This is a genomic window from Pseudomonas sp. GP01-A4 (assembly GCF_058780865.1).
The window spans coordinates 19,427-42,769 of record NZ_JBYSWF010000046.1; the positions used below are offsets into that span (position 1 = coordinate 19,427).

The window sequence follows — 23,343 nt, forward strand, 5'->3', positions numbered from 1 at the left end:
AAAGGCCGATCAACAGGCCGATTCTGTCCACTTCCTTCAGGAGCATTCCGCGGTCATGCAAGCGTTCCCCTCCAAGCGTTCTCCCCTCAAGCATGCGGTGCACGCCGCCCTGCTCGGTGCCTGCCTGAACGGCAGCGCCCTGCCCCTGGCGGTCATGGCGCAAACGCCTGTCAGCGACACCCAGGCCCGTGACTGGAACATTGCACCCGGCCCATTGGCCACGGTGCTCGACCAGTTTGCGCGCCAGGCGAGTATCAGCCTGTCCTATGACGCCACCAGCGTCGCCGGCAAGACCAGCCCCGGCCTCAACGGCGCACTGGACAGCCAACAGGCCTTGAGCCAATTAATCCAGGGCCAGGGTTTGCAAGCCCAACGCCAGAGCAACAACACCTGGCTGCTGTTGCCGCAAGTCGCGGACACCGGCGCGCTGAACCTGGGCGCCACCACCGTGACCGGCGAACACCTCGGCGTCACCACTGACGGCAGCGGTTCCTACACCACCGGCGCGGTGACCATCGGCAAGGGCGCCCACAGCCTGCGGGAAACACCGCAATCGGTCAGCGTCATGACCCGCAAGCTGATCGACGACCAGAACATCACCACCATCGATCAATTACTGGAACACACCCCGGGTATCACCACCTACGACTCACCTATGGGTGGCAAGTATTTCTATTCCCGTGGTTTCAAGATGCTCGGCCAATACCAGTTCGACGGTGTGCCGTTGGACATCGGCAAAGACTACGTACAGGCCGACAGCTTCACCGCCAACATGGCGATCTATGACCGGGTGGAAGTGCTCAAGGGCGCGGCCGGCATGCTCAAGGGCGCCGGCACCGCCAGTGGTGCGGTGAACTTCGTGCGCAAGCGGCCACAAGACAAACCCACCACCAGCCTGTCGCTGTCTGCCGGCACCTGGGACAACTACCGCGCCGACGTCGATACCGGCGGCCCGCTCAATGACAGCGGCACCGTACGCGGGCGCGCCGTGGTCAGCCAACAGAATCGTGGCTCGTACATGGACGTCTCCAAGCGCCAGGACCAAGCTGTTTACCTCGCACTGGATGTTGACCTCTCGCCCGACACCACCCTGGGCATCGGTGCCAGCTACGAAGATGTCGATGCAACGCCCTGCTGGGGCGGTGTGCCGCGCTACAGCGACGGCAAGAGCATCGGCCTGAGCCGATCCACCTGCCTGGGCCAGGCCTGGAACGACTGGCAGAGCCAACGCACTACGCTGTTTGCCGACCTCACCCACCACTTCAACGACGACTGGCAACTCAAGGTCACGGCGGTGAACAGCCGCAACCTGCAAGACATCAAATACGCCGCCAGCCAAGGCACCGTGAAGTACGGTGATCCGGCGCCAACCGCCGAGATGTACGCCGCGCTGTTTGACTACGACCACCGGGATTTCGGACTGGATGCCTACCTGGACGGTAAGTTCGAAGCGTTCGGTTTGCAGCATGAACTCATCATCGGCGCCAATGGCAGCCGTGGCACCCAGGACGATGTCTACGCGATCCGGAGCCTGCCCGACCGGCAAAGTATCTTCCTGCCCAACCACCACTTCCCGCAGCCCGCCAACGATACCTTCTGGCCCAACATGTACCGGGGCGGCACCGTCAAGGAAACCGCCACCCAGTACGGTACCTACGCCACTTTGCGCCTGAGGCTGGCCGAGCCATTGATGGTGGTGCTCGGCAGTCGCGTCAGTTGGTTCGAAAACCGCCGCCAGTCGAATAACCTCGCCTGGGGCGAATGGGCCCTGCAGGATGCACGCACCAAGGAAACCGGTGAAGTCACGCCGTTCGCCGCGGTGATCTATGACCTCGACGACAACCTTTCGGTGTACGCCAGCTACGCCGATATCTTCCAGCCACAAAGCTCCAACGCCACGGTGACCGGGGCTGCCCTCAAGCCCAAAATCGGCGAAAACTACGAGCTGGGCATCAAGGGCGAATGGTTTGAGGGGCGCCTCAACAGCTCGCTGGCATTGTTCCGCGCTATCGAGAAAAACGCCGCCGAAACCGACTACACCACCCAATGCGGTACCTCGGCAGACGGCTATTGCTACACCGACACTGGCAAGGTTCGCGCACAAGGTGTCGAAGCCGAGTTGAGTGGCGAGTTGCTGGAACGCTTGCAAGTGGCGGGCGGCTACACCTACACCCAGACCAAGAATCTCAACAACATCAACAGCGCCGCCATTGGCGCGGTCGCAAACAGCTACGTGCCGCGACACATGCTGCGCTTGTGGGGCGATTATCAGTTGGACGGCACACTGTCGAAATGGAGCGTCGGCACCGGCGTCAACGCCCAGAGCAGCAACTACCGAATTCAAGGCATCAAACTGGAACAAGCCGGTTATGCGGTATGGAATGCGCGGTTGGCGTACCGGGTTGATGACACATGGACGGTGGCGCTGAACGGTAACAATCTCTTCGACAAAAATTACTATCAGACGGTGGGAACGGCCGACTGGGGTAATTTCTACGGCGAACCGCGCAACTTTACCGTCAGTTTGAAAGGCAATTTTTAAGGTTAGTACCGCCTCAATGTGGTGACGGACTCACGTCCTCACCACTCATCGCTTGTCCCCGAAAAACCCCGCATCCGACCTCCGTCAAAAAAAGGTTTTCCTCAGCCGCAGGAAATTTCCCAAATTTGTTCCTACACTCCAAAACGCCAGCATTTTGTTCCGGGAAAACCCGGAAATCCGACCAAGACAGTCAACAAACTGTCACACGGAAGAGCACCTGACGTGTCTAGACCGAAGGTCTTATAAAAAAGTCAAAACCTTGACGAGCGACGAAAAGGGAACCATCATTTAGCCATTACCCCGCAAATTCCCTGCAGATAGATAGGTAATTGCGTATTACCCAGCGAAGTAACCGTTCGTCTGGCGCCACTTATAAAGCAAGCCCTGCCTTTATGGATGAGCAGCCGAACAAGGAAGCCCTGGTGTGCAATGAGGGATGTTTTTATGCGCGAGAAGTCGTCAGTCGACAGCCTGTTTTTGACCCGGGCCGGTTTCATTGAGTTCTTTGTTGTTTTCGTAAAATTGATGCACGGCCTCACCGCCGTTTTTCCAGCACTGATCCTGCTGTTTTATCCAGACCCGATGGCCCCCGAACTGCGCGCGCACTTTCTCGGCTTGCTGCTGTTTTTCGCGATCCTGACGATCATTCTGTTCCAGGCCATGGGGGTTTACTCCGAGGAGCTGTTCAGCAATCGCCTGCGGTTTCGCACCATGCTGGTGGCCTGGTCCGCGGCCTTTTGCATCCTGCTGTTCATGTACCAGATTCTGTTGATGTTCCCGCAGTTGAGCCCGCGCAACCTGGCGTTCTGGTTTATCACTAGCCTTGCGTTGTTCGGGCTGGAGCGGATCGTGATGCTGCGCCTGTTCCGCAACCTGATGGCCAGCGGCAAATACCTGCAACGCACGGTGATCCTCGGCTTCACCGACACCGCCGTGCACGTGGCCGACCATCTGCAACGCAACGGCGATATCCGTTCCGGACTGATCGGTTTTATCGACGACCGCACCGAGCGCATCCCCAAGGAACTGAGCAACCTGCCGCTGCTGGGCAACACGCGCGACCTGGAAAAGCTGATCCGCTCCGAGCAGGTCAACCAGGTGATGATCACCCTGCCCTGGGCCGCCGAACAGCGGATCAACGGGCTGGTGAAGCGCCTGCGGCAGATGTCGGTCAACGTCATGCTGGTGCCTGACATGGCCGCCCTGCGTTATGGCCACAGCCGCATCACCGATGTGGGCGGCATCCTGATGTTCAACACCTCCCATGTGCCGCTGCGGGGCTGGTCGCCGTTTATCAAGCGCTGTGAAGACCTGATCCTGGCAACCTTGGGCCTGGTGGCACTGTCGCCGATCATGCTGATCACGGCGATTGCCATCAAGCTCGACTCCAAGGGCCCGGTGCTGTTTCGCCAGAACCGGTTTGGCTACAACGACAACGTGATCCGGGTGTTCAAGTTCCGCTCGATGTACGCCGAGATGAGCGACTTCAACGCCGACCGCCAGACCACCCGCGGCGACCCGCGCATCACCCGCGTGGGCCGGATCATTCGCAAGACCAGCATCGATGAGCTGCCGCAGCTGTTCAACGTGCTGCTGGGCAACATGTCGATGGTCGGCCCGCGGCCCCATGCCACCGCGACCAAGGCCGCCGGCGTGCCCTACGAAGTTGCCGTGAGCGAGTACAGCTCGCGCCACCGGGTAAAACCGGGCATCACTGGCTGGGCGCAAATCAACGGCTATCGTGGTGAAACCGACACCCTGTTCAAGATCCAGAAACGCGTTGAGTACGACCTGGAGTACATCTCGAAGTGGTCGGTGTGGTTCGACTTGTACATCGTTTTCATGACGGTCCCGGCCGTCCTTTCGACCAAGGAAGTCTATTGATGAACACCCTCAACGGCTTGATTCCCTGCATCATTTCCGGTGGTTCGGGCACCCGGCTGTGGCCGGTGTCGCGGCAAAACATGCCCAAGCCTTTCATGCGCATGCGTGATGACCAGAGCCTGCTGCAGAAGACGTTCCTGCGGGCCAGTCACCTGCCGGGTGTGGAAAGCGTGCTGACGGTGACCAACCGCGACCTGCTGTTTCGCACCCTCGATGACTACCGCGTGGTCAACAAGGCCCATCTGGCCCTTGACCTGTTGCTGGAGCCGTTCGGGCGCAACACCGCCGCCGCCATCGCCGTGGCCGCCCTGCATGTACAGGAAAACTTCGGCAGCGAGGCGCAGTTGCTGATCCTGCCCGCCGACCATCTGATTCTTGATGAAAGCGCCTTCGCCGATGCCGTCACCCAGGCCCGCGAACTGGCGGAGGCCGGCTACCTGGTGACGTTCGGCATCCAGCCCGACCACCCGGAAACCGGCTTCGGCTATATCGAACAAGGCGAGGCGCTGGGCCAGGGGTTCCGGGTCAAGCGCTTCGTCGAGAAGCCCGACCTGGCCACCGCCCAGGGCTATCTGGACGGCGGCAAGCACCTGTGGAATGCCGGGATGTTCTGCTTCAAGGCCGGTACATTGCTGGAGGAACTGGCGCTGCACGCCCCCGCCGTGCTGGACGCCGCCAAGGCCGCCCTCGAGCACGGCCACAGCCTGAACAACAACAGTTGCCGTCAGCGCGAGCTGAACGCTGAAGGTTTCGGCGCGGCGCCCGACATCTCGATCGACGTGGCGCTGATGGAAAAATCCGCGCAAGTGGCGGTGGTGCCCTGCGACATCGGCTGGAGTGATATCGGTTCCTGGGACGCGGTGCGCCAACTCACCCCCAGCGACGCCAACGGCAACCAGGTCAATGGCCAGGCGATCCTGCATGACGTGCACAACTGCTACATCGACTCGCCCAAGCGCGTGTTGGGCGCAGTGGGCGTGCGCGACCTGATCGTCGTCGACACCCCGGATGCGATCCTGATTGCCGACGCCAAACGCAGCCAGGACGTGCGCTACATCGTCGCCGAGCTCAAGCGCCAGGACCATCCGGCATTCAGCCTGCACCGCACCGTCACCCGGCCGTGGGGCACCTACACCGTGCTGGAAGAAAGCAGCCGCTTCAAGATCAAGCGCATCGTGGTCAAGCCCCAGGCCTCGCTGTCCCTGCAAATGCACCATCACCGCAGCGAGCACTGGGTGGTGGTCAGCGGCGCGGCGATGATTACCAACGGCGACCGTGAATTCCTGATCAACGCCAACGAGTCCACCTACATTCCGGCCGGGCACAAGCACCGCCTGACCAACCCCGGCATCATCGACCTGGTGATGATCGAGGTGCAGAGCGGCGAGTACCTGGGCGAAGACGACATTGTGCGTTTTGACGACATCTACGGCCGGGCTCCGGCCGAAGTGAAGAAGTGATGCGTACCGCCCTGATCATCCCGACCCGCAACGCTTCCAGCCACCTCGACCGGCTGCTGCCGGCGCTGCGCATGCAAACCCTGCAACCGGACGAAACCCTGGTGGTCGACAGCGCTTCCAGCGATGACACCGTGGCGCGTTTTCGCGAGTTCGGCGTACGGGTCGAAGTGATCGATGCCAAGGACTTCAACCATGGCGGCACCCGCCGCTGGGCCAGCGAGCAAGTCGACGGCGACGCGCTGATCGTGATGACCCAGGACGCGATCCCCGCCGAACCCGAGACGTTCGCCAACCTGGTGGGCGAACTGGAACTGGACCCGCTCAACGGCGTCGCTTACGGCCGCCAGTTGCCGCACCCGGATGCCGGCGTGCTGGGCGCCCAGTCACGCCACTTCAATTACCCGCCGCAAAGCCGCAGCAAAAGCCTGGCTGATGCGCCGGAGCTGGGGATCAAGACCTGCTTCAGCTCGGATTCGTTTTCGGTGTACCGGCGCAGCGCCCTGCAAGCCGTCGGTGGCTTCCCCGCGGATGTGATCGGCAGCGAGGACGCCTACGTCGCCGCCCGCATGCTGCTGGAAGGCTACAAGGTGCGCTACGCCGCCACCGCCCTGGTCTATCACTCCCACGATTACCGTCTCATGGATGAGTTTCACCGCTACTTCGACATTGGCGTTTTCTACGGCCGCGAGCCGTGGATCCGCCAGGCTTTTGGCGATGCCGGCGGTGAAGGTAAACGCTATGTACTGGCCGAGCTTCGAGCGTTACGCGAAGCCGGTGCATTGCACCGCGTACCCGAAGTACTGGTGCGCAGCGCGTTCAAATTGCTCGGCTACCGGCTGGGCCATCTGGAGCGCCAGCTCCCCCTCGCCCTCAAGCGGCGCATCAGCATGTTCCCCGGTTATTGGAGGTGAGCATCATGACCTACAGGAAGACCCCTTTGATGAAACGAACCTTGCTCGTCCTGGCCATGATGGCATTGGCCGCCTGCAATACGCCCGCGCGGATCGTCGCGCCCGATGGCAAGACGGTGGACGAGGGCAAGCAGGCCCTCGATCGCATGGCCCAACTGCCACCGGCGGTGGAGCGGATCCGCATCGGCGACCAGTTGCGGATTGTCCGCGATGCCGGGGAAATGCCAACCCTGTCGGCGTTCAACGTCAGCACGATTTACGAGCTGACGCTGTACACCGTGCAGAACGACGGCAAGATCAACTATCCCTTCCTGGGGCCGATCCAGGTGGCGCGGCCCACGCCGGCGGAAGTCGCCGCCGAGCTGAGCCAGAAACTCGCGCCGGTGTATCGCGAGCCTCGGGTGACGGTGAACATCAACCAGGCGCCGGGCAACACGGTGATCGTCGGCGGCGCGGTATTAAACCCGTCGGCTGTCTCCATCGCCACGGCCCCGACCATGGAGCAGGCGATTCTCGGTGCCGGCGGCGTGAGCTCGGTGGGCAACGCGAGCATGGTCGCCCTGCTGCGTGAAGATGGCCAAGGCGTCTATCACGCCTACTTCCTCGATTTCAGCCAGTACCTGAAGAACGGCGCACTGGGCCGCAAGCCCGTGGCGCTGCAACGCGGTGACGTGGTGTTTGTACCCAAGTCCAACGTCGGCGAACGGATCCAAGGCGTGGACACTTACCTGAACCAGCTGATTCCCTTCACCAAATCCATTGGTGTGGGCTACAGCTACACCACGAACCACTAAAGGAGCGACATCCCATGATCGAGATCCGTTCTTTTCGTGATCTTCTGCGTCTGTTCTTCATCTTCAAGCACGAGTTCAAACTGGCGGCGATTGCCGCGCTGGTGATCATTTTGCTGGGGGCGTTCCTGCTGCCGGCCAAGTATGAATCCACCGCGCGATTGCTGGTAAAACCAGGGCGTGACTCGACGATGCCGATCGAGGTCGACAACCGTCAGCCAATCGTCATGCCGAGCACCCAGCGCGACCCGATTGTCGACGAAGAGCGCCTGCTGACCGGCCGCCCTATCGTGCGTGCAGTGGCCGAGCATTACCTCGACGTGATGGACAAGATGCAGCCGCCGGAAGGCGTGTGGAAGCGCACCAAGTGGTACGTCAAGAAAGGCATCAGTGCCGTATTTGACGGTGTGCGAGTGGTGCTGGAAACCGTTGGCATCGTCGAAGAAACCACCCCGGTGGAACGCCTGGCGAAAAGCCTGGAGAAAAACTTCGAAGTGACCCACGCCATCGGCTCTACGGTGATGGACATCAGCTTCCGCTGGGATGACCCGCAAATCGCCCAGGCGGTGGTCAAGGATTGGGTCGAGACCTACATCGACGAGCGCACCCAGGCGTTGGGCCGCAAGAGCCTGTATGCGTTCTATGAAGGCCAGGTGTCTTCCAGCGCTGCGCAGATCAAGAGCTACAAGGAGCAGATCCTCGCGCACTTGAACGACATCGGCGCCTCGAGCATCACCGATCGCCTGGAAGACTTGTCCGAGCGGATCAACGTGCTGCGTGGCGAGGTGTTCAACTCCACTCGGCTGATCGCTTCCTCCGACGTGGCGTTGCAGAGCACCCGTGACCAACTCAAGGGCCAGCCCAAAGAGGTGACCACGGTTCGCCAGATCGCGTTGAACCCGCAGCAACAAGACTTGCGTCGCCTGCTGAACCAGAAGCTCCTGGAAAAAGCCGACATGATGCGTACCTATACGGATAACGCGCCGCCGGTCAAAGCCCTGGACGCTTCGATCCGTGCCATGCAGGCCCAGGTCGCCGGTGAAAGCGACACGGTGCAAAGCTCCGAGAACCGCGCGCCGAACACCCTGGAAATCCACCTGCAACGGGTACTGCTGGATGAGACCAGCCGCAACCAGTCGCTGCGTACACAGTTGGTGCAACAGCAGAAGCAACTGACTGAACTGGAAGCCCAGCGCAAGGACGCCCTGGCCATCGAGCCGGAACTGGCGCGCCTGGCCCGTGAGTTGAACGGCACCGAGAAAAACTACGCGCTGTATGTCGACAGCCTGGAAAAATCGCGGATCGACCGCGAACTGGACAAGAGCCAGATCAGTAACATCGCGGTGATCGAAGAAGCCACCCTGAACCCTGGGCGCGTCTTCCCGAAAACCCTGCTGATGCTGTTGCTGGCGATCCCGTTCTCCATCGTGGTCGGCCTGCTGGTGATCTACCTGTGCTACCTGCTGGATCAACGGATCCACGACGGCGGCCTGGTGGAAGGCAAATTCGGCCTGCCACTGTGGACCACGCTGCCGGAGTTGGACACCAGCACCGCGCAAAGCACCAACGCCTTCAACGCGAGCATCTATCGCCTGTATGGGTTGCTGCCGCTGGAGCGTATTGCCGAACAGGGCCTGACCCTGGGGCTGACCTCGGCACGGCACGGTGAAGGCGTGAGCTTTATCGTCGAGCAGTTGCGCCAGTTGCTGGAAGAGAACGGCGTGCGGGTGCGGATCGGCGGGGTTGAGCCGGCGATTCCGGGCCAGGTGGTACTGCTGGATGCTTCGGCGCTGCTGGACAATCGTGATGCGTTCATCAACCTGCGCCGTGCCGACCTGATTGCGCTGGTAGTGGAAGCGCAAAAAAGCACGGTACCGGTGGTGGAACACGCACTGTCGATCCTCACCACGGCGTTCGGCAAGGTCGATGGCATTATCATCAACCGCCGCAAGTTCGAGGTACCGGTCAAGGTGCTGAAAACCATCGCCAAATACCGGGGTTCGTTCTGATGCGCATCGCCCTGCTCGCTCCCCTGCCGCCGGAAAAGAACGGGATCGCCGACTACGCGAACCACTTCAAGACGGCACTGGAGCAACTGGGCGTCGAGGTGGCTACGCCCTTGACGGGCGTGGTCGGCAGCACGGCGGCGATCAAGCAAGCCATTGCCGGTTTCGACTGGCAGGGTGTTGACCTGGTCCACGCCGAGCTGGGCGGTGGGCGGCTGGGGGAGTTCCTGGCCCTGCGCGAATTGCGCAAGGCCTACCCCGCCCTGCCGTTGACCGCCACGGTGCATGACCCGGAACGCATGGTCTGGCGGCGCGAGCAATTGCCCTTTCCGCTGAACCTGCTGGAATCCTTGCCCAGCCCATTGCCCCAGGCGGCAGTGGTGCTGGCCGATCCCTTGACCCTGCGCGAAGAACGTCACGTCGCCCAGGGCCTGACCCAGCTGGTGACCCTCACCCGCCTGGGCGCCGACTGCCTGACGGCGCGCATGCAATTGCCCGCCGGCAAGGTGGCGGTGATCAACCACGCCAACCTGGATATCCCGCCGGTGGCCTTGCCGCCGCTGGATACGCTGCACCTGTTGTATTTCGGTTTTATCTACCGTGGCAAAGGCATCGAAGACCTGTTGCAGGCCCTGGCCGCCGCCTTCGAAAAAGCCCCCGAATTGCGTGACCGTGTGCGCCTGACCCTGGCCGGTGGCACTGCCGCCGAAATGGCGTTTGGCACAGGCGGCAATTACCTGGAGCAGTTGAACAGCCAGATTGCCGAACTCGGCCTGGCAGGCTCCATCGACTGGCGGCTGAATTTGCCGGCCAGCGAGATCCCGCAGACGATCCAGGCGCACCATGTGATGGTGCTGCCGTATCGCGAATCGAAAAAGCTCGGCCTGCTGGGCCGCCAGCGCGGCACCAGCGGCGCATTGTCCTGGGCTGCCGCCTGCGGGCGCGGCGCGATCACCTCCGATGCCAGGGCGTTTGCCGAGGAAGTCGCCAGCGGCAATGGCGCCATCTATCCACAAGGCGATGTAGCCGCCTTGAGCGAACAACTGCTGCGGCTCGCACGCAACCCGCACATGGCCACGGACTGGGCCGCACGCGCCGCCGCCATAGGCCGCGAACGGTTGTGGCCAGTGACCGCGCAGAAGTTCGCGAGCCTGTTTGAGCAAACCGTTGCAGGAGGCAACCATGGCGCGTAAACGGACTTACCTCGCTACCCTCGCAGTCGTCGCTGCGCTGGGTTTGACCGCCTTTCTTTGGGGCCGCCCGGCCGATGCCGAGAGCCATGTGCTCAAGGGCAGCAAAGAGGTCGTGTGGAAGGACTTCCTGGGGGTGAACGCGCAGTTCCTGTGGTTCAGCCCCGAGCGTTATCAGAAGCAGATCGACCGCCTCAAGGCCCTGGGCCTGGAGTGGGTGCGCCTGGACCTGCACTGGGACCAGCTGGAAACCGCCGAGAACCAGTACAACGTCGCGACCCTCGACGAACTGGTGAACAAGCTGCAGCAGAACCAGATCAAGTCGGTGTTCTACCTGGTGGGCTCGGCGAAGTTCGCCACCACCGCGCCCGCCTCCTCGCCGTACCAGGACCAGTTCCCGCCCAAGGACCCGAATATCTTCGCCAACCGCATGGCATTGCTGGAACAGCGTTACCCCAGCGTAGATGCGTGGCAGGTGTGGAACGAACCGAACCTGCTGGGGTTCTGGCGCCCCGCCGCCGACCCGGCCGGCTATGCGAACCTGTTGCAAGTCACCGCCGCCGCGTTGCGGGTGGTGAACCCGAACAAACCGGTGGTGGCCGCCGGCATGGCATTCTTCAGCGAAATGCCCAACGGCCAGAACATGCTCGACGGGCTGCTGCAACTGGGCGTGCCGAGCCTGAATACCGTCATGTCCTATCACCCCTACACCCAATTGCCCGAAGGCAACACGCCGTCGAACCTCGACTTTGTCGAAAAAACCAGCGCCCTCAACCAGAAACTGCGGGCGGCCGGGGTGAATACCCTGTGGAGCACCGAGTGGGGCTGGTCGACCTACAAAGGCCCGAAAGAGGTGCAGGACTTCATCACCACCCAGGGCCAGGCCGACTACATCGTGCGCCGCGTCGCGCTGATGAGCGCGCTGGATTTCGACAAGATCTTCCTGTTCACCCTGAGCGACCTGGACCAGCGCGCCAGCGTGCGCGACCAGAGTTATGGCTTGCTCGACATCGACGCCAACCCCAAGCCGTCGTACACCGCGCTGCAGAATTTCCTGCAGGTGAGCGGGCCCAAATTGACCCCCGGCGACCCACCCACCGCCGATCAGTTGCCCGATGGCCTGTTCAGCATCGGCTGGTCCCGTGCCGACGGGCGCAAGGTGTGGTTTTTCTGGTCGGCCCGTGGCGGCAGCGCGCACTTGCCGGGCATGACCACCGCCACCTTGTATGACCCGTTGCGCGGCACCGAAACACCGTTGAGTGGCACCAATGGACTGGACGTACCGGTCAAGCCGAACCTGCAAATTCTGTTATGGGATTGAAGCCACCCATGCGCATCCTCTGGATCCTGCCCTACTCGCCTTGGCCCGCTACCAGCGGCGGCAAGACGCGCCAGTTTCATTTGCTGCGCAGCCTGGCTGCGCGCGGGCACCGGATCACCTTGCTGCTGCATGACAAACATGCGGTATCGCTGACGGATCGCCAGGTGCTGGAAGCCTTTCTGGAACAGGTGATCATCCTCCCCCGCCGCCCGCTGCGCAGCCTGAAGACCCTGCTGGCCGGGCTGTTTGCGCCGTACCCGTTGCTGGCCAGTGTGAATGGCCTGTCGGGTGAACTGCAGGACACCTTCGAGCGCTTGCTGACCGAGCATTGGGACGTGGTGCAGATCGAACATACCTACACCTTCCAGCCTTACGAAGATGCATTGGCCCGTCGCTCCCAGCCGTTTGTGCTGACCGAACACAATGTCGAATCGTCCCTCGGCGCCGCGACTTACGACCGCCTGCCCGGCTGGGCGTTGCCGTTCATACGCTACGATCAATGGCGCTACGGCCGCTGGGAACACCGGGTGATGCGCCAGGCCGCGCAAGTGGTCGCCGTGACCGACGCCGACGCCCAGACCCTGGCGCAGATTGCCGGCAAGCCGGTACCGGTGGTGGTCAACGGGGTGGATTGCGCGCACTTCGCTGCTGCCCGACCCGACCCGACGACCCGCCGCGTGCTGTTTCTGGGCAACTACGAATACGCGCCCAACGTCGATGCCATCGAGTGGGCACTGGATGAGATCCTGCCGAAAGTGTGGGCCCGCTGCCCCGACGCACGCATGAGCGTCTGCGGTTTCGGCATGCCGGAAAGCTGGCGCGAACGCTGGCAGGACGGACGCATCGAATGGCAGGGCTTTGTCCCCAACCTGCTGGCCCTGCAATCGAGTTGCTCGGTGTTTCTGGCACCGTTGCGCCATGGCGGCGGCTCCAAGCTCAAGGTGCTTGAAGCCCTGGCCGCCGGCCTGCCGCTGGCGAGTACCGACCAGGGCGTGTCCGGCCTGGACCTGGTGGAAGGCCTGGATTACCTCGGCGGCCAGACCGCTGAAAGCCTGGCCGACGCCGTGGTGCGCCTGTTGCAACAGCCTGAAGTCGCTGCTCCCATGGGCGAAGCCGGTCGCGCTTATGTGCGCCGTGCCCATGACTGGAGCGTCGCCGCCAGCCAGCTGGAGCAGGTGTACGCGCAACTGTCGCCCCAGAGCCAAAAGGAGCCGGCATGCGCATAGGCCTCGATTACCGCACCGTCGGCACCTCGCCGCAATCAGGCATCAGTCGCCAGGTGTACGCCCTGGAAGATGCCCTGCGCACCCTGCCCGGCATCGAGCTCGAACGCTTCAGCGTCGCGCCGCTGGGGGATGAGCTGCGCCTGAACGTGCATTGCCCGGACTGGGGCTGCGCCAAGACCGCCATGCACCAGCCGCACCAGCGCCTGCGTTTCGAGGCGGGCTACCTGCCCAAGGCGCTGCGCAATGAGCATATCGATGTGTACATCAGCACCTTCAATATGGGCCTGCCGCTGCCGCCCAAACCCCAGGGCCTGCGCACCGCGGTGCTGCTGCATGACCTGTTTCAGATCACCCTGGACAACTATCACGCCAACCGCCTGAAGGCGCTGATCTACAAGGCCAGTGATCGGCTGTCGATCACCTATGCGGTGCACACGGCAGACCGGGTGTGGACGCCTTCGCAGTACAGTGCCGACGAAACCGCGCGGCTGTTTCCCAAGGCGGCAGGAAAGATTCGCGTGTTGCCCAACCAGGTGGTCGGTTTTGTCGGACTGCCGGCGGACCTCTCGGCCCGGCAACTGCCCGAGCGCTACTGGCTGCTGGTGGGTACCCGGGAATTGCGCAAGAACGTGCCGTTCCTGGTGGACGCCTGGCAGCAAGCGCGCAGCCAGTCGCCGAGCGTGCCGGAACTGGTGCTGGTGGGCAGCCTGGAGCATTTGCCCGAAGCACAACGCAACTACCCGGGGATACGCGCCTTGAGCGGCGTATCCGACGCTGAATTGCACGGGCTCTACCGCAAGGCCTTGCGCCTGTGGCAGCCTTCCTACGCGGAAGGCTTTGGCTTGCCGGTGATCGAAGCCCTGAGCGTCGGCACTCCGGTGGCGGTGGCCAGCGGTACCTCGCTGGACGAAATCACCCCGCCGCTGGCACCGCGGTTTTCACCCACGGACGGCGCGGCGCTGGTGCAATTGATGCTGCACCTGGCCGACCAACCCGTCGAACAACCACCTGAACAGTTACGCAGCTGGGCCGAACGCTTCAACCACCAGGCCTACCGTCGGCGCCTGGCCGAACTGATCGAGGAATTGAATTGAGAATCTCACTGGGTAGCCTCGTCGCCATCGTCTTCGGCCTGCTGTTTGGTGGGTTGATCCTGTTTCTTTCCCCGGTCAAGGCCGTGCTGGCAGTGATCGGCCTGGCCGCTGCCGTGACGATTCTGCGGTTCCCGTTCTGGGGACTGCTGCTGTTCGCCCTGGTGGCGACGTTCATGCCCTACTCCACCCTCAACCTGGGGATTCGCAGTACGGTCAGTGAGGCGCTGATCGCCCTGACCTGGGCGGCGGTGATCTGGCACGGTTTCCTCTCGCGCCTGCCGGCCGCCCCACCGCTGTCGCGGCGCCCTACCGACCGCATGTTGATGTGGCTGATGATCTTCACAGTGGTGCCGTTTATCGTCGGCCAGGTCAGCATCACCGCCGAGGCCAGCGGCGTGGCGAACTGGTTGCGTTGGCTGCTGAACCTGTCGGTGCTGTTCCTCGCCGCCAAGCTGCTGGTTGAACAGAAGAACCGCGAAGCCCTGGTGATCGCCTTGTTGCTTGGCACACTGGCGATGCTGGTGATGTCCATCGGTGTATTTATCCGCTCGCGCTCGGCCTCGGGCATGTTGCCGATCCTGACCCTGATGAACTACGGCAGCCTCGACACCCTGTCCCTGGGCCTGGGTGCCATGGCCTCGCGGATGGGTTCGCCATGGATGCACCCGAATGCCACCGGCGGGATCATGGCGCTGCTGCTGCCATTGGCGTTCTGCTACGGCATCACCAACACCGGCTGGAAACGCGGTCTCGGCCTGGGCGTTGCCTGCCTGGGTGCGGCGGCCCTGCTGTTGGCCAGCAGCCGGGGGGCGATGGTCAGCCTGGCGCTGGTGCTGATCTGGATGGCGTCGCGGCGGGTGCCGTACACCGGGCGTTTGCTGATGATCGGCGTGGCGTTGGCGGCGGCGCTGGTAGTGTCGTATCCACCGCTGCAGGAACGCCTGGCGACGATCTTTTCGGCGCAGAACGCGAGTACGGAAGTGCGCTTTGACGAATACCGCATGTTCCCCCAGGCCGTGGCCAGTTACCCGCTGGGCATTGGCTTCAAGGTTGACCCTCCGGTGCCGGGTACGCACCTGCTGGGGATTTCCAACCTGTGGCTGAATTTCGTCTACAAGACCGGGGTGATCAGCATGCTGCTGTTTATCGCGGTGACCTGGCGCTGGTGGCGCGAGTCCCGTCCGGAAATCGGCCCGATCCGCCTGACCAAGGACAATGCGATCTGGCTGGGCAGCACGGCGGGGATTCTGTCGGCGCTGGTCAGCGGCTTTTTTGACCACTACTTCAGCTTCGCCCTGGTGATGATTGCGCTGTTCTGGCTGATGGTGGGGATCAACGTGCTGGAGGCGCGGCGGCTGTTTCCGGCGCGTCTGCCAAAGGTCAAGACCGTGGCGCATCGCAAGCCTGTGCTCGATAGCGTCGGGCCCTAGGCATGCTCGGATCGGCGTTCTGGTTGACCCTGGCAACCTTGCTGGGGCTGTGCCTCGGGTTTGCCCGTGAGTGGTTGCTGGTGGCGGCGTGGGGTGCGGGCGAGCGCAGCGATGCGTTCCTGATCGCGCTGTTCTTGCCCGAAGCGTTGCGCATGTCCCTGGCCGGGGGTGTGCTGAGTGCCGCCGCCCTGCCGCTGTACCTGCAACGCAAGGACGGCGAGCGCCTGGACTGGCTGGCGGTGTTGTTCCCGGCGCTGTTGCTGATCGCCCTGGTGACCAGCCTGCTGCTGACGTTGCTGGCGCCATGGCTGGTGCAGCTGCTCGGCCCGGGGCTGGCGGCGACGGCCACCAGCCTCGCCAGCAGCAACTTGCAGATTCTCGCCTGGAGTGTGCCGGGGCTGATGCTGCATGCGCTGTTCAGTATTCCGCTGCAGGCCAGCGAGCGCTTTGTGGTCGCGGGGCTCGGTTCGTTGCTGTTCAACCTGCCGCCGGTGACCTACCTCGCCCTCGCCGGCACCGCCACGCAACCGCACTCGCTGGCGTTGGCCTGCCTCACCGGCAGCCTGCTGATGCCCCTGGCGCTGTTGCCGTCGATGCTGCGCCTGGGCTGGCGGCCGTGGCGGCTGCGGGCTTCGACATTGGAATTGCGCGAGCTGGGCGCTCGCATAGGCCCGCTGCTTTTAAGCAACGGTGCCAGCCAGGGTTTGGCGCTGATTGAACGGCTGGTGGCGTCCTTGCTGGGTGAAGGTGCGGTGACCTGGGTCAACCTGGCCCGCAAGCTGATGAACTTGCCGTTGATTGCCCTGATGAGCCTCAACCAGGTGCTGCTGGGCATGATGAGCCGGCGCCAGGGCGACGAGCGCCAGGCCCTGCTCAAGCGCGGCCTGGAAACCGCCAGCCTGCTGACCCTGCCCGCAGGCGTCGGCCTGGTGGCGGCGGCGCCGAGCCTGGTGGCGTTGCTGCTGCCGAAGCAGTCGGTGGATTCGCCGTTGCCGCTGCTGCTGGCCTGGTTTGCCGTGCCGCTGGTGTTCGGCGCCTGGAACGCCCTGCTGGCGCGTTATGCCTATGCCGCCGGCGACACCCGCCAGCCGCTGCGTTGCGAGTTGCTGGGCAGCCTGGTGAACGTGTTGCTGCTGGGTGTGCTGCCGTTTGTGTTTGGCCTGGCGGGTATCCCGCTGGCCGCCCTCGCCGGCGTGCTGTGCACGGCGTTGCTGCTGATGCAACGCCAGGCCTTGCTCGGCGCCCTGCCCTGGAAGGGGCACTGGTTGCTGAGTGGGCTGGTGATGGGCTTGGCGGCGTTGGTGTTGTTTCGGGTTCAAGGTATTTGGCTTCAGCTGGGGTTGAGCACCCTGGCGGGGGCCGTGGTGTTGCTGGGCATGGGCCTGTGGCTCAAGCCGTGGCGCAAGGCAGATTTATAGAGTGGGAGCAGTCAGGTGAAAAAACGCTGGATTCAAATGGATATTGCCAAGGGCATTGGCATCCTGATCATCGTGTTCGGGCATGGCTGGTTCGTGGAGCATTCCCCGAACCTGCTGTACCCGATACTCGCGGTCTTCATCCTGCCGCTGTTCTTTTTCCTCTCCGGGGTGTTCTTCAAGCCCGAGCAGCCGTTCGTTGAAATGGCGGTGCGCAAGGCCGATGCCCTGCTCAAGCCGTTCTTCACCACGATGCTGGTGTACGTACTGGTGCGCGACATCCTGCGCGGCCAACCGCTGCTGCCCGACATTGGCGGCGTGCTGTACGCCTCGGTGGATACCCTGCCCTGGCAGGCCTTGTGGTTCTTGCCACACTTCTGGGCGGCGATACTGTTTGCCTGGGTGATGCTGCGGCTGATGCAACGCCTGGGCCTGTCCCTGGTGTGGAGTTGTGTGGTGGTGGGCGTGCAGTTGCTGCTGGGGGTCTGGACCCTGGACTGGTTCTGGCAGGTACCGATCACCGTCGGCGGCCAGACCTGGACGATGCCGGGGCTGCCCTTCAGCCTGGATGTCACGTTGATCAGCAGTACCTATTTCATCCTCGGTTATCTGCTGCGGGACGTGCTGCGCAAACACCAGAGCTCACTGCTGAGCATGGTGGTAGCACTGGTGGTGTACTTCGCGATTTTCATCCCGACCTGGGACACCATGGACCTGGCTCAACGGCGCTATGACCATTGGCTGTGGACCAGTGCACTGGCGGTGATCGGTGTGTACATCTGCTGGGCGCTGGCCGGGTTGATGATGACGTCTGCGGTGCTGACCCGCGCCATGACCTACATCGGCCAGTCGACACTGATCCTGTTGATTTTCCATGGCGAGATCCAGCACAAGACCATCGCCCTGCTGCAGCACCTGGGCCTGCCGGATGTGGCGGCGGCGTTTATCGGGCTGGTGGTGGCGGTGGTGGTGCCGTTGATGATCGGCGAGGTGATCAAGCGGGTGGCCTTCCTGCGGTTTTTCTACTTCCCGTTCCCGGTGCGCAAGGCACCAGCGGTGGCCGGTGAAAAGCCTGGAGCTTGAGGCGTGTGTGGGAGCTGTCGAGCTTTAGCGAGGCTGCGATGGCATCACCGCGGTGTGCCTGAATTACCGAGGTGATGCTATCGCAGGCAAGCCAGCTCCTACAGAAAAACGCTCAATCATCCAGTGCCGGTTGTGGCGCTGGATGCTTGGTGTTTTTGCCCGCCTTGGCTCCAGGCTTGCCTGCTGCAGGGGCAGCGGGCTCAGGTTCGGTCGGCGCGGCAAGGTCCTTTTCAGCCTGGGGCATCTGATCAATTGCGCTGAAGAAATCCGCCAGGTTGAGGGTGTCGGGTGGCACGGTCTTCTCGAGTTTTTTCTCGCCGTCCTTGCCCACCAGAATCACCTTGGTACCACTGCCGGCGCCCAGCTTGAGTGCGCGGATCAGCGCGTTGGTTTCCGGCGGTGCGAGCTTCTTGTTGTCCTTCGCGTCCTTGGCGAACTTCTCGCCTTCAGCGCCGATGCTGCCAAAGGACACGGTGTACAGCACCATGTTGCGCTCTTCAAAGGACTGCTTGTTGGCAGGCTCGTCCAGCTGTTTCTTGAGGGTGGCCAACGTCGGGTTGCCGGAGTCGAGCTCCACCACCACCAACGGACGGGACTTGCCCAGGTCCTGCTTGAGCGGATTGAGATCATCCGCGGCCAACAGCGGCCCCGTAAAAGCCATCAGGGTAGCCAGGGTCAGCGACCGGATGAGCATGCACACCTCCTTTGAATTCCATGCAGGGTTCTTGAGTTTCATGTCTGCGACAGTCAAATTCAAGGATGATTCCTACAACAACTTCAGAAAGCGTAGGTCAGGACGCCCGCGACGCAAGGCGTTTAGCCACCTTACGCCTCATTGTTTCTTTTGATTGCGGATGCTCACGACGGCCAATGCCGGGCAAATACCGGCGCTACGTTTGGGTGGGCATCCACCTGCGCCAGCACCCGGGCAAACTCAGGCCGCGACTGGTGCAGCGCGTCCCGCCCGCCTGCCCAACGCGACACCGCCGCAGCCATGATCGCCAGTGCATTCGGAACCTGCGCCGGGGTGAACAGTTGCTCGGCAAATTGATCGGCAAACACTTCCCAGGCCCCATGCAGGCGGCGACGGGTGCCGCTGATCAGCTGTTCATGCTGCTGCGCATCGGGGCTGTCGGTCCAGCGTTCCGGATAGTCGATGATGCCAATCGCCGAGTAACAGTTGGCGGCGATGTACACCAGGCCGCGAATGACTTGGGCGGGCTCCTCGGGCAGCAGCCCTGAGGCGGGAAACTGCAGGCCCAGGTGAATCAGGATCGCCGCGCTTTCCGTCAACACGCTGCCATTGGGCAGTTGCAGGGTAGGGATTTGCTTGAGCGGGTTGATCCGCGCCAACGCCTCGTTGCCCACGCGGTCTTCCCAGGAGCAGGCGTCGACCTGGCACCACTCGACACCGCAACGCTGCAGGGCAATTTCGATGATGCACGAGCCGGTGCCGGGGGTTCCGTAAAGGGTGTACACAGTGCCAAGCCTCCTGGCAGTGGATTGAGGTGTTAGGCTAGGCCGTTCATTCGTTCAACGGGAAGCCATCATGCACAGCAAACGCGTCACGATCGAAGACTGGGACGGCGACGGCGCCATTCGCCTGCCAGACGAAGCCTTGCAGGAACTGGGGCTGGATGTGGGCGACACGCTGTACATCGTCGAGACCTATGTGGGCACGCAAAAAGGCTTTGTGCTGTCGACCACGCCGAAAATTGCCGACCGGATGGATGAGTTGGTGGAAGAGCTGAGCCATAAGCCCTAGCGAGCCAGCCTGGCTTGCAACGCCGCCTTCACCTGTGGCCATTCCGGATCAATGATGCTGAAGCGCACCGAGTTGCGCTTGCGGCCATCGGGCATGATGCGCTCGTGGCGCACGATCCCTTCCTGTACCGCGCCGAGGCGCAGGATCGCGGCCCGGGATTTTTCGTTGAGTTCATCGGTGGTGAACTGCACCCGCACACACTCCATCACTTCAAACGCGTGGGTCAGCAGCAACAGCTTGGCCTCGGTGTTGACCCCGGACTTCTGCACCGACTGGCTGATAAACGTGTGGCCGATCTCCAGCTTGCGGTTGACCCGGTCGACCTTCCAGAACCGGGTGCTGCCCACTACTTCACCGGTGTCGCGGCGCACGATGACAAACGGCATCACGGTGCCCGCCTCACGCCCGGCCAGGGCAATGTCCACGTACTTTTCGACGGTGTCGGGCCCCGGCACGTTGGTCACCTTGAGGTTCCACAACTGCCCGTCGGCAGCAGCCTGTACCAGGGCGGTGGCGTGTTCGCGTTGCAGGGGCCGGAGTTCGACCGTGGTGCCGGTCAGGGTGATTTCAGTCATGGGAGGGCTGCGCTGTATGGTGGTCGTCAGTGGCCAAGATTGCAGGCTCTCGCCACCTCAAGGCAAGCCGTTTCAGAACAAGCCCATCTGGCCGCCCACCAGGGTGCCGAAGTCATCGTTTACAAACGGCAGGATCGCGTCCGCCACCGGTTGCAGTTGCCGGGTGACGTAGTGGTCGTAGTCGATCGGTGCCTGGCGCACTTCCAGCGGCTCGGGGCCGTTGACGCTGATCACGTAGCTGATCCAGCCACCGTTCTGGTACTGGCGCGGGCGGCCCTGGCGGTCGTTGTATTCGTCGGCCAGCCGCGCGGCGCGCACGTGGGGCGGTACGTTGCGCTCGTAGTCACCCAGTTGCCGGCGCAGGCGCTTGCGGTAGATCAGCAGGTCGTCGAGCTCGCCGCTCAAGGTGCGACGTACGTAGTCGCGCACATAATCCTGGTGGGGCTGGCGGTGGAAGATGCGCTGGTAGAGTTCCTGCTGGAATTGCCGGGCCAGGGGCGACCAGTCGCTGCGTACGGTTTCCAGGCCCTTGTAGACCATTTCTTCGCTGCCGTCGGCACGGGTGACCAGCCCGGCGTAGCGCTTTTTGCTGCCCTCTTCCGCACCACGAATGGTCGGCATCAGGAAGCGGCTGAAGTGGGTTTCGTATTGCAGTTCCAGGGCGCTTTGCAGGCCGAACTCATTCTGCAGCCGCTCGCGCCACCAGGTGTTGACGTGCTGCACCAGGTCCAGGCCGATGCGCGTCGCGTCTTCCTGGGAATGGGGGCTGCCGAGCCAGACAAAAGTCGAGTCGGTATCGCCGTAGATCACCTCATAACCCCGGGCTTCGACCAGCTCGCGGGTCTGGCGCATGATCTGGTGGCCGCGCAGGGTGATGGACGATGCCAGTCGCGTGTCGAAAAAGCGGCAACCACTGGAACCGAGTACGCCATAGAAGGCGTTCATGATGATCTTCAGCGCCTGTGACAGCGGCGCGTTGTGTTCGCGCTTGGCCACTTCGCGGCCCTCGGAAACCCGCGCGACAATCGACGGCAGGCAATGCCGGGTGCGGGAAAACCGCGCACCGCGAAAGCCTTCCACCGACTCGCTGTCTTCGGGGTGGCGCAGGCCTTCGATCAGGCCCACCGGGTCGATCAGAAAGCTGCGGATGATCGACGGGTAGAGGCTTTTGTAGTCAAGCACCAGCACCGACTCGTAGAGGCCCGGGCGCGAATCCATGACAAACCCGCCGGGGCTGGCCTGGGGTGGTTTGTCTCCCAGGTTCGGCGCGACGAAACCCTGGCGGTGCATCAGCGGCATGTACAGGTGCGTGAACGCTGCCACCGAACCGCCGTTGCGGTCTGCCGGCAAGCCGGTGACGCTGGCTCGTTCGAGGAGGAATTTCAGCAGCTCGGTCTTCTCGAAAATCCGCGTGACCAGCTCGCAGTCCTTGAGGTTGTAGCGTGCCAGCGCGGGCTTGTCCTCGGCGAACATGCGGTTGATTTCGTCCATGCGCTGGTACGGCGTGGAGATCGATTTACCTTCACCGAGCAAGGTCTGGGCGACGTTTTCCAGGCTGAAGGATTCGAAACTCCAGGTGGCCGAGCGCAAGGCTTCGATGCCATCGATGATCAACCGCCCGGCCGCTGCCGCGAAGTAGTGATTGCGGCTGCCGTGCTCGCGCCAGCCCATGGCATCGCCGCCACGGCCCAGCAGCAGCGGCACGTTCAGGCGTTGCGCATGTTCGTGCAGCACGCGCAGGTCGAACTGCACCAGGTTCCAGCCGATGATCGCGTCGGGGTCATGGGTGGCGAGCCACACATTCAGGCGTTCGAGGAGTTCGGCGCGGGTGTCGCAATAGTCGAGCTTGAAGTCCACCGCATCGGTGTTGTTGGGCGGGCCGAGCATGTACACCTGGCGCTCGCCGCAACCTTCCAGGGCGATGGAATACAGGTCGCCCTGGGCGGTGGTCTCGATGTCCAGCGACACCAGCTTGAGGGGCGGGCGATAATCCGGCGCGGGTTTCATCTGCGCCTCCACCAGCATGCCGCCCTCGCCCGCTTTGCCGCCGAACAACACCGGCGCGGTGATGAAGCGCTCCATCATGTAGCGATCGGGCGGGCGCACATCGCCTTCGTAGACGTCGATGCCGGCTCGACGCAGGCGCTTTTCCAGGTCCATCAATTGGCGATGCTGTTTGGTGTAGAGGCCCAGCACCGGGCGATGGTGGAAGTCGCAGAGCGCCAGGTCACGCAACTCGATACCGCGCTCGCCCTTGAGCTGCAGCTCGGCCGGCTTGCGATGGGCTTGCGGGATGAACATCACGGAGGTCTGCACCGGCAAGCGCACGAACCTGGGGCCTTGATCGGTAGCCAGCCAAAAGCTGACCTCCGTGCCCGCCGGGGTGTCGCGCCAATGCCGGGTCAGGACAAACCCCTGCTGTAAATCCACCTTGCCACACCTCAAGAATCACTTTCAGGGCGTGATTCTACTCGGCCTGTGCCACGGCGCGGCGATTTAACCGAAATGGCCTACGTATACGGAGAGAGTAATCTCACAAACTTGTTGCAGAACATTAATGACAATTACTATCATTCGCACCGGAGTCGTATCCGCGCAGCGAGGACGCGCAACGTTGTTGCCCTTTTCCTCACATTGACGGTTCGCCGTC

18 protein-coding genes are annotated in these 23,343 nt (G+C 62.7%); 14 read left to right on the forward strand and 4 right to left on the reverse strand.

Annotated elements, in window-relative coordinates; all coding sequences use genetic code 11:
* Positions 1-55: 55 nt before the first annotated feature.
* The 13 genes from AC3WKX_RS23105 (at position 56) to AC3WKX_RS23165 (ending at position 18,353) form a co-directional block, all read left to right on the forward strand.
* A complete protein-coding gene (locus tag AC3WKX_RS23105) occupies positions 56-2,542 on the forward strand; it encodes a TonB-dependent siderophore receptor (protein WP_008434551.1) in 2,487 nt (828 codons plus the stop codon).
* Between the two features lie 444 nt (positions 2,543-2,986).
* A complete protein-coding gene (locus tag AC3WKX_RS23110) occupies positions 2,987-4,426 on the forward strand; it encodes an undecaprenyl-phosphate glucose phosphotransferase (RefSeq protein ID WP_003208206.1) in 1,440 nt (479 codons plus the stop codon).
* Positions 4,426-5,886, forward strand: a complete 1,461-nt coding sequence (locus AC3WKX_RS23115; RefSeq protein WP_003208208.1) for a mannose-1-phosphate guanylyltransferase/mannose-6-phosphate isomerase — start codon at positions 4,426-4,428, stop codon at positions 5,884-5,886. Before AC3WKX_RS23110 ends, AC3WKX_RS23115 begins: the two co-directional genes overlap by 1 nt.
* On the forward strand, positions 5,886-6,797 hold the full coding sequence (locus tag AC3WKX_RS23120) for a glycosyltransferase family 2 protein (RefSeq protein ID WP_003208209.1): 912 nt from the start codon (positions 5,886-5,888) through the stop codon (positions 6,795-6,797). Before AC3WKX_RS23115 ends, AC3WKX_RS23120 begins: the two co-directional genes overlap by 1 nt.
* Positions 6,798-6,826: 29 nt before the next feature.
* On the forward strand, positions 6,827-7,591 hold the full coding sequence (locus AC3WKX_RS23125; RefSeq protein WP_102605369.1) for a polysaccharide biosynthesis/export family protein: 765 nt from the start codon (positions 6,827-6,829) through the stop codon (positions 7,589-7,591).
* A 14-nt stretch (positions 7,592-7,605) separates the two neighbouring features.
* Positions 7,606-9,597, forward strand: a complete 1,992-nt coding sequence (locus AC3WKX_RS23130) for a GumC family protein (RefSeq protein ID WP_003208213.1) — start codon at positions 7,606-7,608, stop codon at positions 9,595-9,597.
* Positions 9,597-10,787: a glycosyltransferase gene (locus AC3WKX_RS23135; RefSeq protein ID WP_087695335.1), complete on the forward strand. Its 1,191-nt coding sequence runs from the start codon at positions 9,597-9,599 to the stop codon at positions 10,785-10,787. The genes AC3WKX_RS23130 and AC3WKX_RS23135 overlap by 1 nt, the downstream gene beginning before the upstream one ends.
* Positions 10,777-12,105 (forward strand): GH39 family glycosyl hydrolase, encoded by a 1,329-nt coding sequence (locus AC3WKX_RS23140; RefSeq protein WP_003208216.1) that lies wholly within the window; start codon positions 10,777-10,779, stop codon positions 12,103-12,105. Before AC3WKX_RS23135 ends, AC3WKX_RS23140 begins: the two co-directional genes overlap by 11 nt.
* A gap of 8 nt (positions 12,106-12,113) precedes the next feature.
* Positions 12,114-13,331 carry a glycosyltransferase family 4 protein gene (locus AC3WKX_RS23145; RefSeq protein ID WP_102605368.1) on the forward strand — a complete coding sequence of 406 codons (1,218 nt, stop codon included), beginning with the start codon at positions 12,114-12,116 and terminating at the stop codon, positions 13,329-13,331.
* Positions 13,322-14,425, forward strand: a complete 1,104-nt coding sequence (locus AC3WKX_RS23150) for a glycosyltransferase family 4 protein (RefSeq protein ID WP_102605367.1) — start codon at positions 13,322-13,324, stop codon at positions 14,423-14,425. The genes AC3WKX_RS23145 and AC3WKX_RS23150 overlap by 10 nt, the downstream gene beginning before the upstream one ends.
* A gap of 2 nt (positions 14,426-14,427) precedes the next feature.
* A complete protein-coding gene (locus tag AC3WKX_RS23155; protein ID WP_102605378.1) occupies positions 14,428-15,855 on the forward strand; it encodes an O-antigen ligase family protein in 1,428 nt (475 codons plus the stop codon).
* 2 nt (positions 15,856-15,857) lie between these two features.
* Positions 15,858-17,273 (forward strand): murein biosynthesis integral membrane protein MurJ, encoded by a 1,416-nt coding sequence (gene murJ / locus AC3WKX_RS23160; RefSeq protein ID WP_102605366.1) that lies wholly within the window; start codon positions 15,858-15,860, stop codon positions 17,271-17,273.
* A gap of 36 nt (positions 17,274-17,309) precedes the next feature.
* Positions 17,310-18,353, forward strand: coding sequence for an acyltransferase family protein (locus AC3WKX_RS23165; protein ID WP_102605365.1), 1,044 nt, complete (start codon positions 17,310-17,312; stop codon positions 18,351-18,353).
* A 112-nt stretch (positions 18,354-18,465) separates the two neighbouring features.
* On the opposite strand, the gene AC3WKX_RS23170 is transcribed toward AC3WKX_RS23165, so the two are convergent.
* Both AC3WKX_RS23170 and AC3WKX_RS23175 read right to left on the reverse strand, forming a co-directional pair.
* Positions 18,466-19,047, reverse strand: coding sequence for a DUF4174 domain-containing protein (locus AC3WKX_RS23170; protein WP_102605364.1), 582 nt, complete (start codon positions 19,045-19,047; stop codon positions 18,466-18,468).
* Positions 19,048-19,211: 164 nt separating this feature from the next.
* Positions 19,212-19,832 carry a glutathione S-transferase N-terminal domain-containing protein gene (locus AC3WKX_RS23175; protein WP_102605363.1) on the reverse strand — a complete coding sequence of 207 codons (621 nt, stop codon included), beginning with the start codon at positions 19,830-19,832 and terminating at the stop codon, positions 19,212-19,214.
* Positions 19,833-19,902: 70 nt separating this feature from the next.
* On the opposite strand from AC3WKX_RS23175, the gene AC3WKX_RS23180 reads away from it, so the two are divergent.
* Positions 19,903-20,118: an AbrB/MazE/SpoVT family DNA-binding domain-containing protein gene (locus AC3WKX_RS23180; protein ID WP_003208231.1), complete on the forward strand. Its 216-nt coding sequence runs from the start codon at positions 19,903-19,905 to the stop codon at positions 20,116-20,118.
* Here the strand turns inward: AC3WKX_RS23180 and AC3WKX_RS23185 are convergent.
* Both AC3WKX_RS23185 and AC3WKX_RS23190 read right to left on the reverse strand, forming a co-directional pair.
* Complete coding sequence (locus AC3WKX_RS23185; RefSeq protein ID WP_102605362.1) at positions 20,115-20,693, reverse strand: GNAT family N-acetyltransferase; 579 nt, start codon at positions 20,691-20,693, stop codon at positions 20,115-20,117. The genes AC3WKX_RS23180 and AC3WKX_RS23185 overlap by 4 nt on opposite strands.
* 72 nt (positions 20,694-20,765) lie before the next feature.
* Complete coding sequence (locus tag AC3WKX_RS23190; protein WP_102605361.1) at positions 20,766-23,123, reverse strand: DNA polymerase II; 2,358 nt, start codon at positions 23,121-23,123, stop codon at positions 20,766-20,768.
* Positions 23,124-23,343 lie beyond the last annotated feature (220 nt).

What these genes read in the sequence shown, in the direction of transcription:
- AC3WKX_RS23185 (WP_102605362.1), bottom strand. Translation starts at nt 20,693, where the DNA reads ATGACTGAAATCACCCTGACCGGCACCACGGTCGAACTCCGGCCCCTG.
- AC3WKX_RS23180 (WP_003208231.1), top strand. Translation starts at nt 19,903, where the DNA reads ATGCACAGCAAACGCGTCACGATCGAAGACTGGGACGGCGACGGCGCC.
- AC3WKX_RS23110 (WP_003208206.1), top strand. Translation starts at nt 2,987, where the DNA reads ATGCGCGAGAAGTCGTCAGTCGACAGCCTGTTTTTGACCCGGGCCGGT.
- AC3WKX_RS23130 (WP_003208213.1), top strand. Translation starts at nt 7,606, where the DNA reads ATGATCGAGATCCGTTCTTTTCGTGATCTTCTGCGTCTGTTCTTCATC.
- AC3WKX_RS23140 (WP_003208216.1), top strand. Translation starts at nt 10,777, where the DNA reads ATGGCGCGTAAACGGACTTACCTCGCTACCCTCGCAGTCGTCGCTGCG.
- AC3WKX_RS23115 (WP_003208208.1), top strand. Translation starts at nt 4,426, where the DNA reads ATGAACACCCTCAACGGCTTGATTCCCTGCATCATTTCCGGTGGTTCG.
- AC3WKX_RS23170 (WP_102605364.1), bottom strand. Translation starts at nt 19,047, where the DNA reads ATGCTCATCCGGTCGCTGACCCTGGCTACCCTGATGGCTTTTACGGGG.
- AC3WKX_RS23145 (WP_102605368.1), top strand. Translation starts at nt 12,114, where the DNA reads ATGCGCATCCTCTGGATCCTGCCCTACTCGCCTTGGCCCGCTACCAGC.
- AC3WKX_RS23125 (WP_102605369.1), top strand. Translation starts at nt 6,827, where the DNA reads ATGAAACGAACCTTGCTCGTCCTGGCCATGATGGCATTGGCCGCCTGC.
- AC3WKX_RS23120 (WP_003208209.1), top strand. Translation starts at nt 5,886, where the DNA reads ATGCGTACCGCCCTGATCATCCCGACCCGCAACGCTTCCAGCCACCTC.
- AC3WKX_RS23150 (WP_102605367.1), top strand. Translation starts at nt 13,322, where the DNA reads ATGCGCATAGGCCTCGATTACCGCACCGTCGGCACCTCGCCGCAATCA.
- AC3WKX_RS23105 (WP_008434551.1), top strand. Translation starts at nt 56, where the DNA reads ATGCAAGCGTTCCCCTCCAAGCGTTCTCCCCTCAAGCATGCGGTGCAC.
- AC3WKX_RS23165 (WP_102605365.1), top strand. Translation starts at nt 17,310, where the DNA reads ATGGATATTGCCAAGGGCATTGGCATCCTGATCATCGTGTTCGGGCAT.
- murJ (WP_102605366.1), top strand. Translation starts at nt 15,858, where the DNA reads ATGCTCGGATCGGCGTTCTGGTTGACCCTGGCAACCTTGCTGGGGCTG.
- AC3WKX_RS23135 (WP_087695335.1), top strand. Translation starts at nt 9,597, where the DNA reads ATGCGCATCGCCCTGCTCGCTCCCCTGCCGCCGGAAAAGAACGGGATC.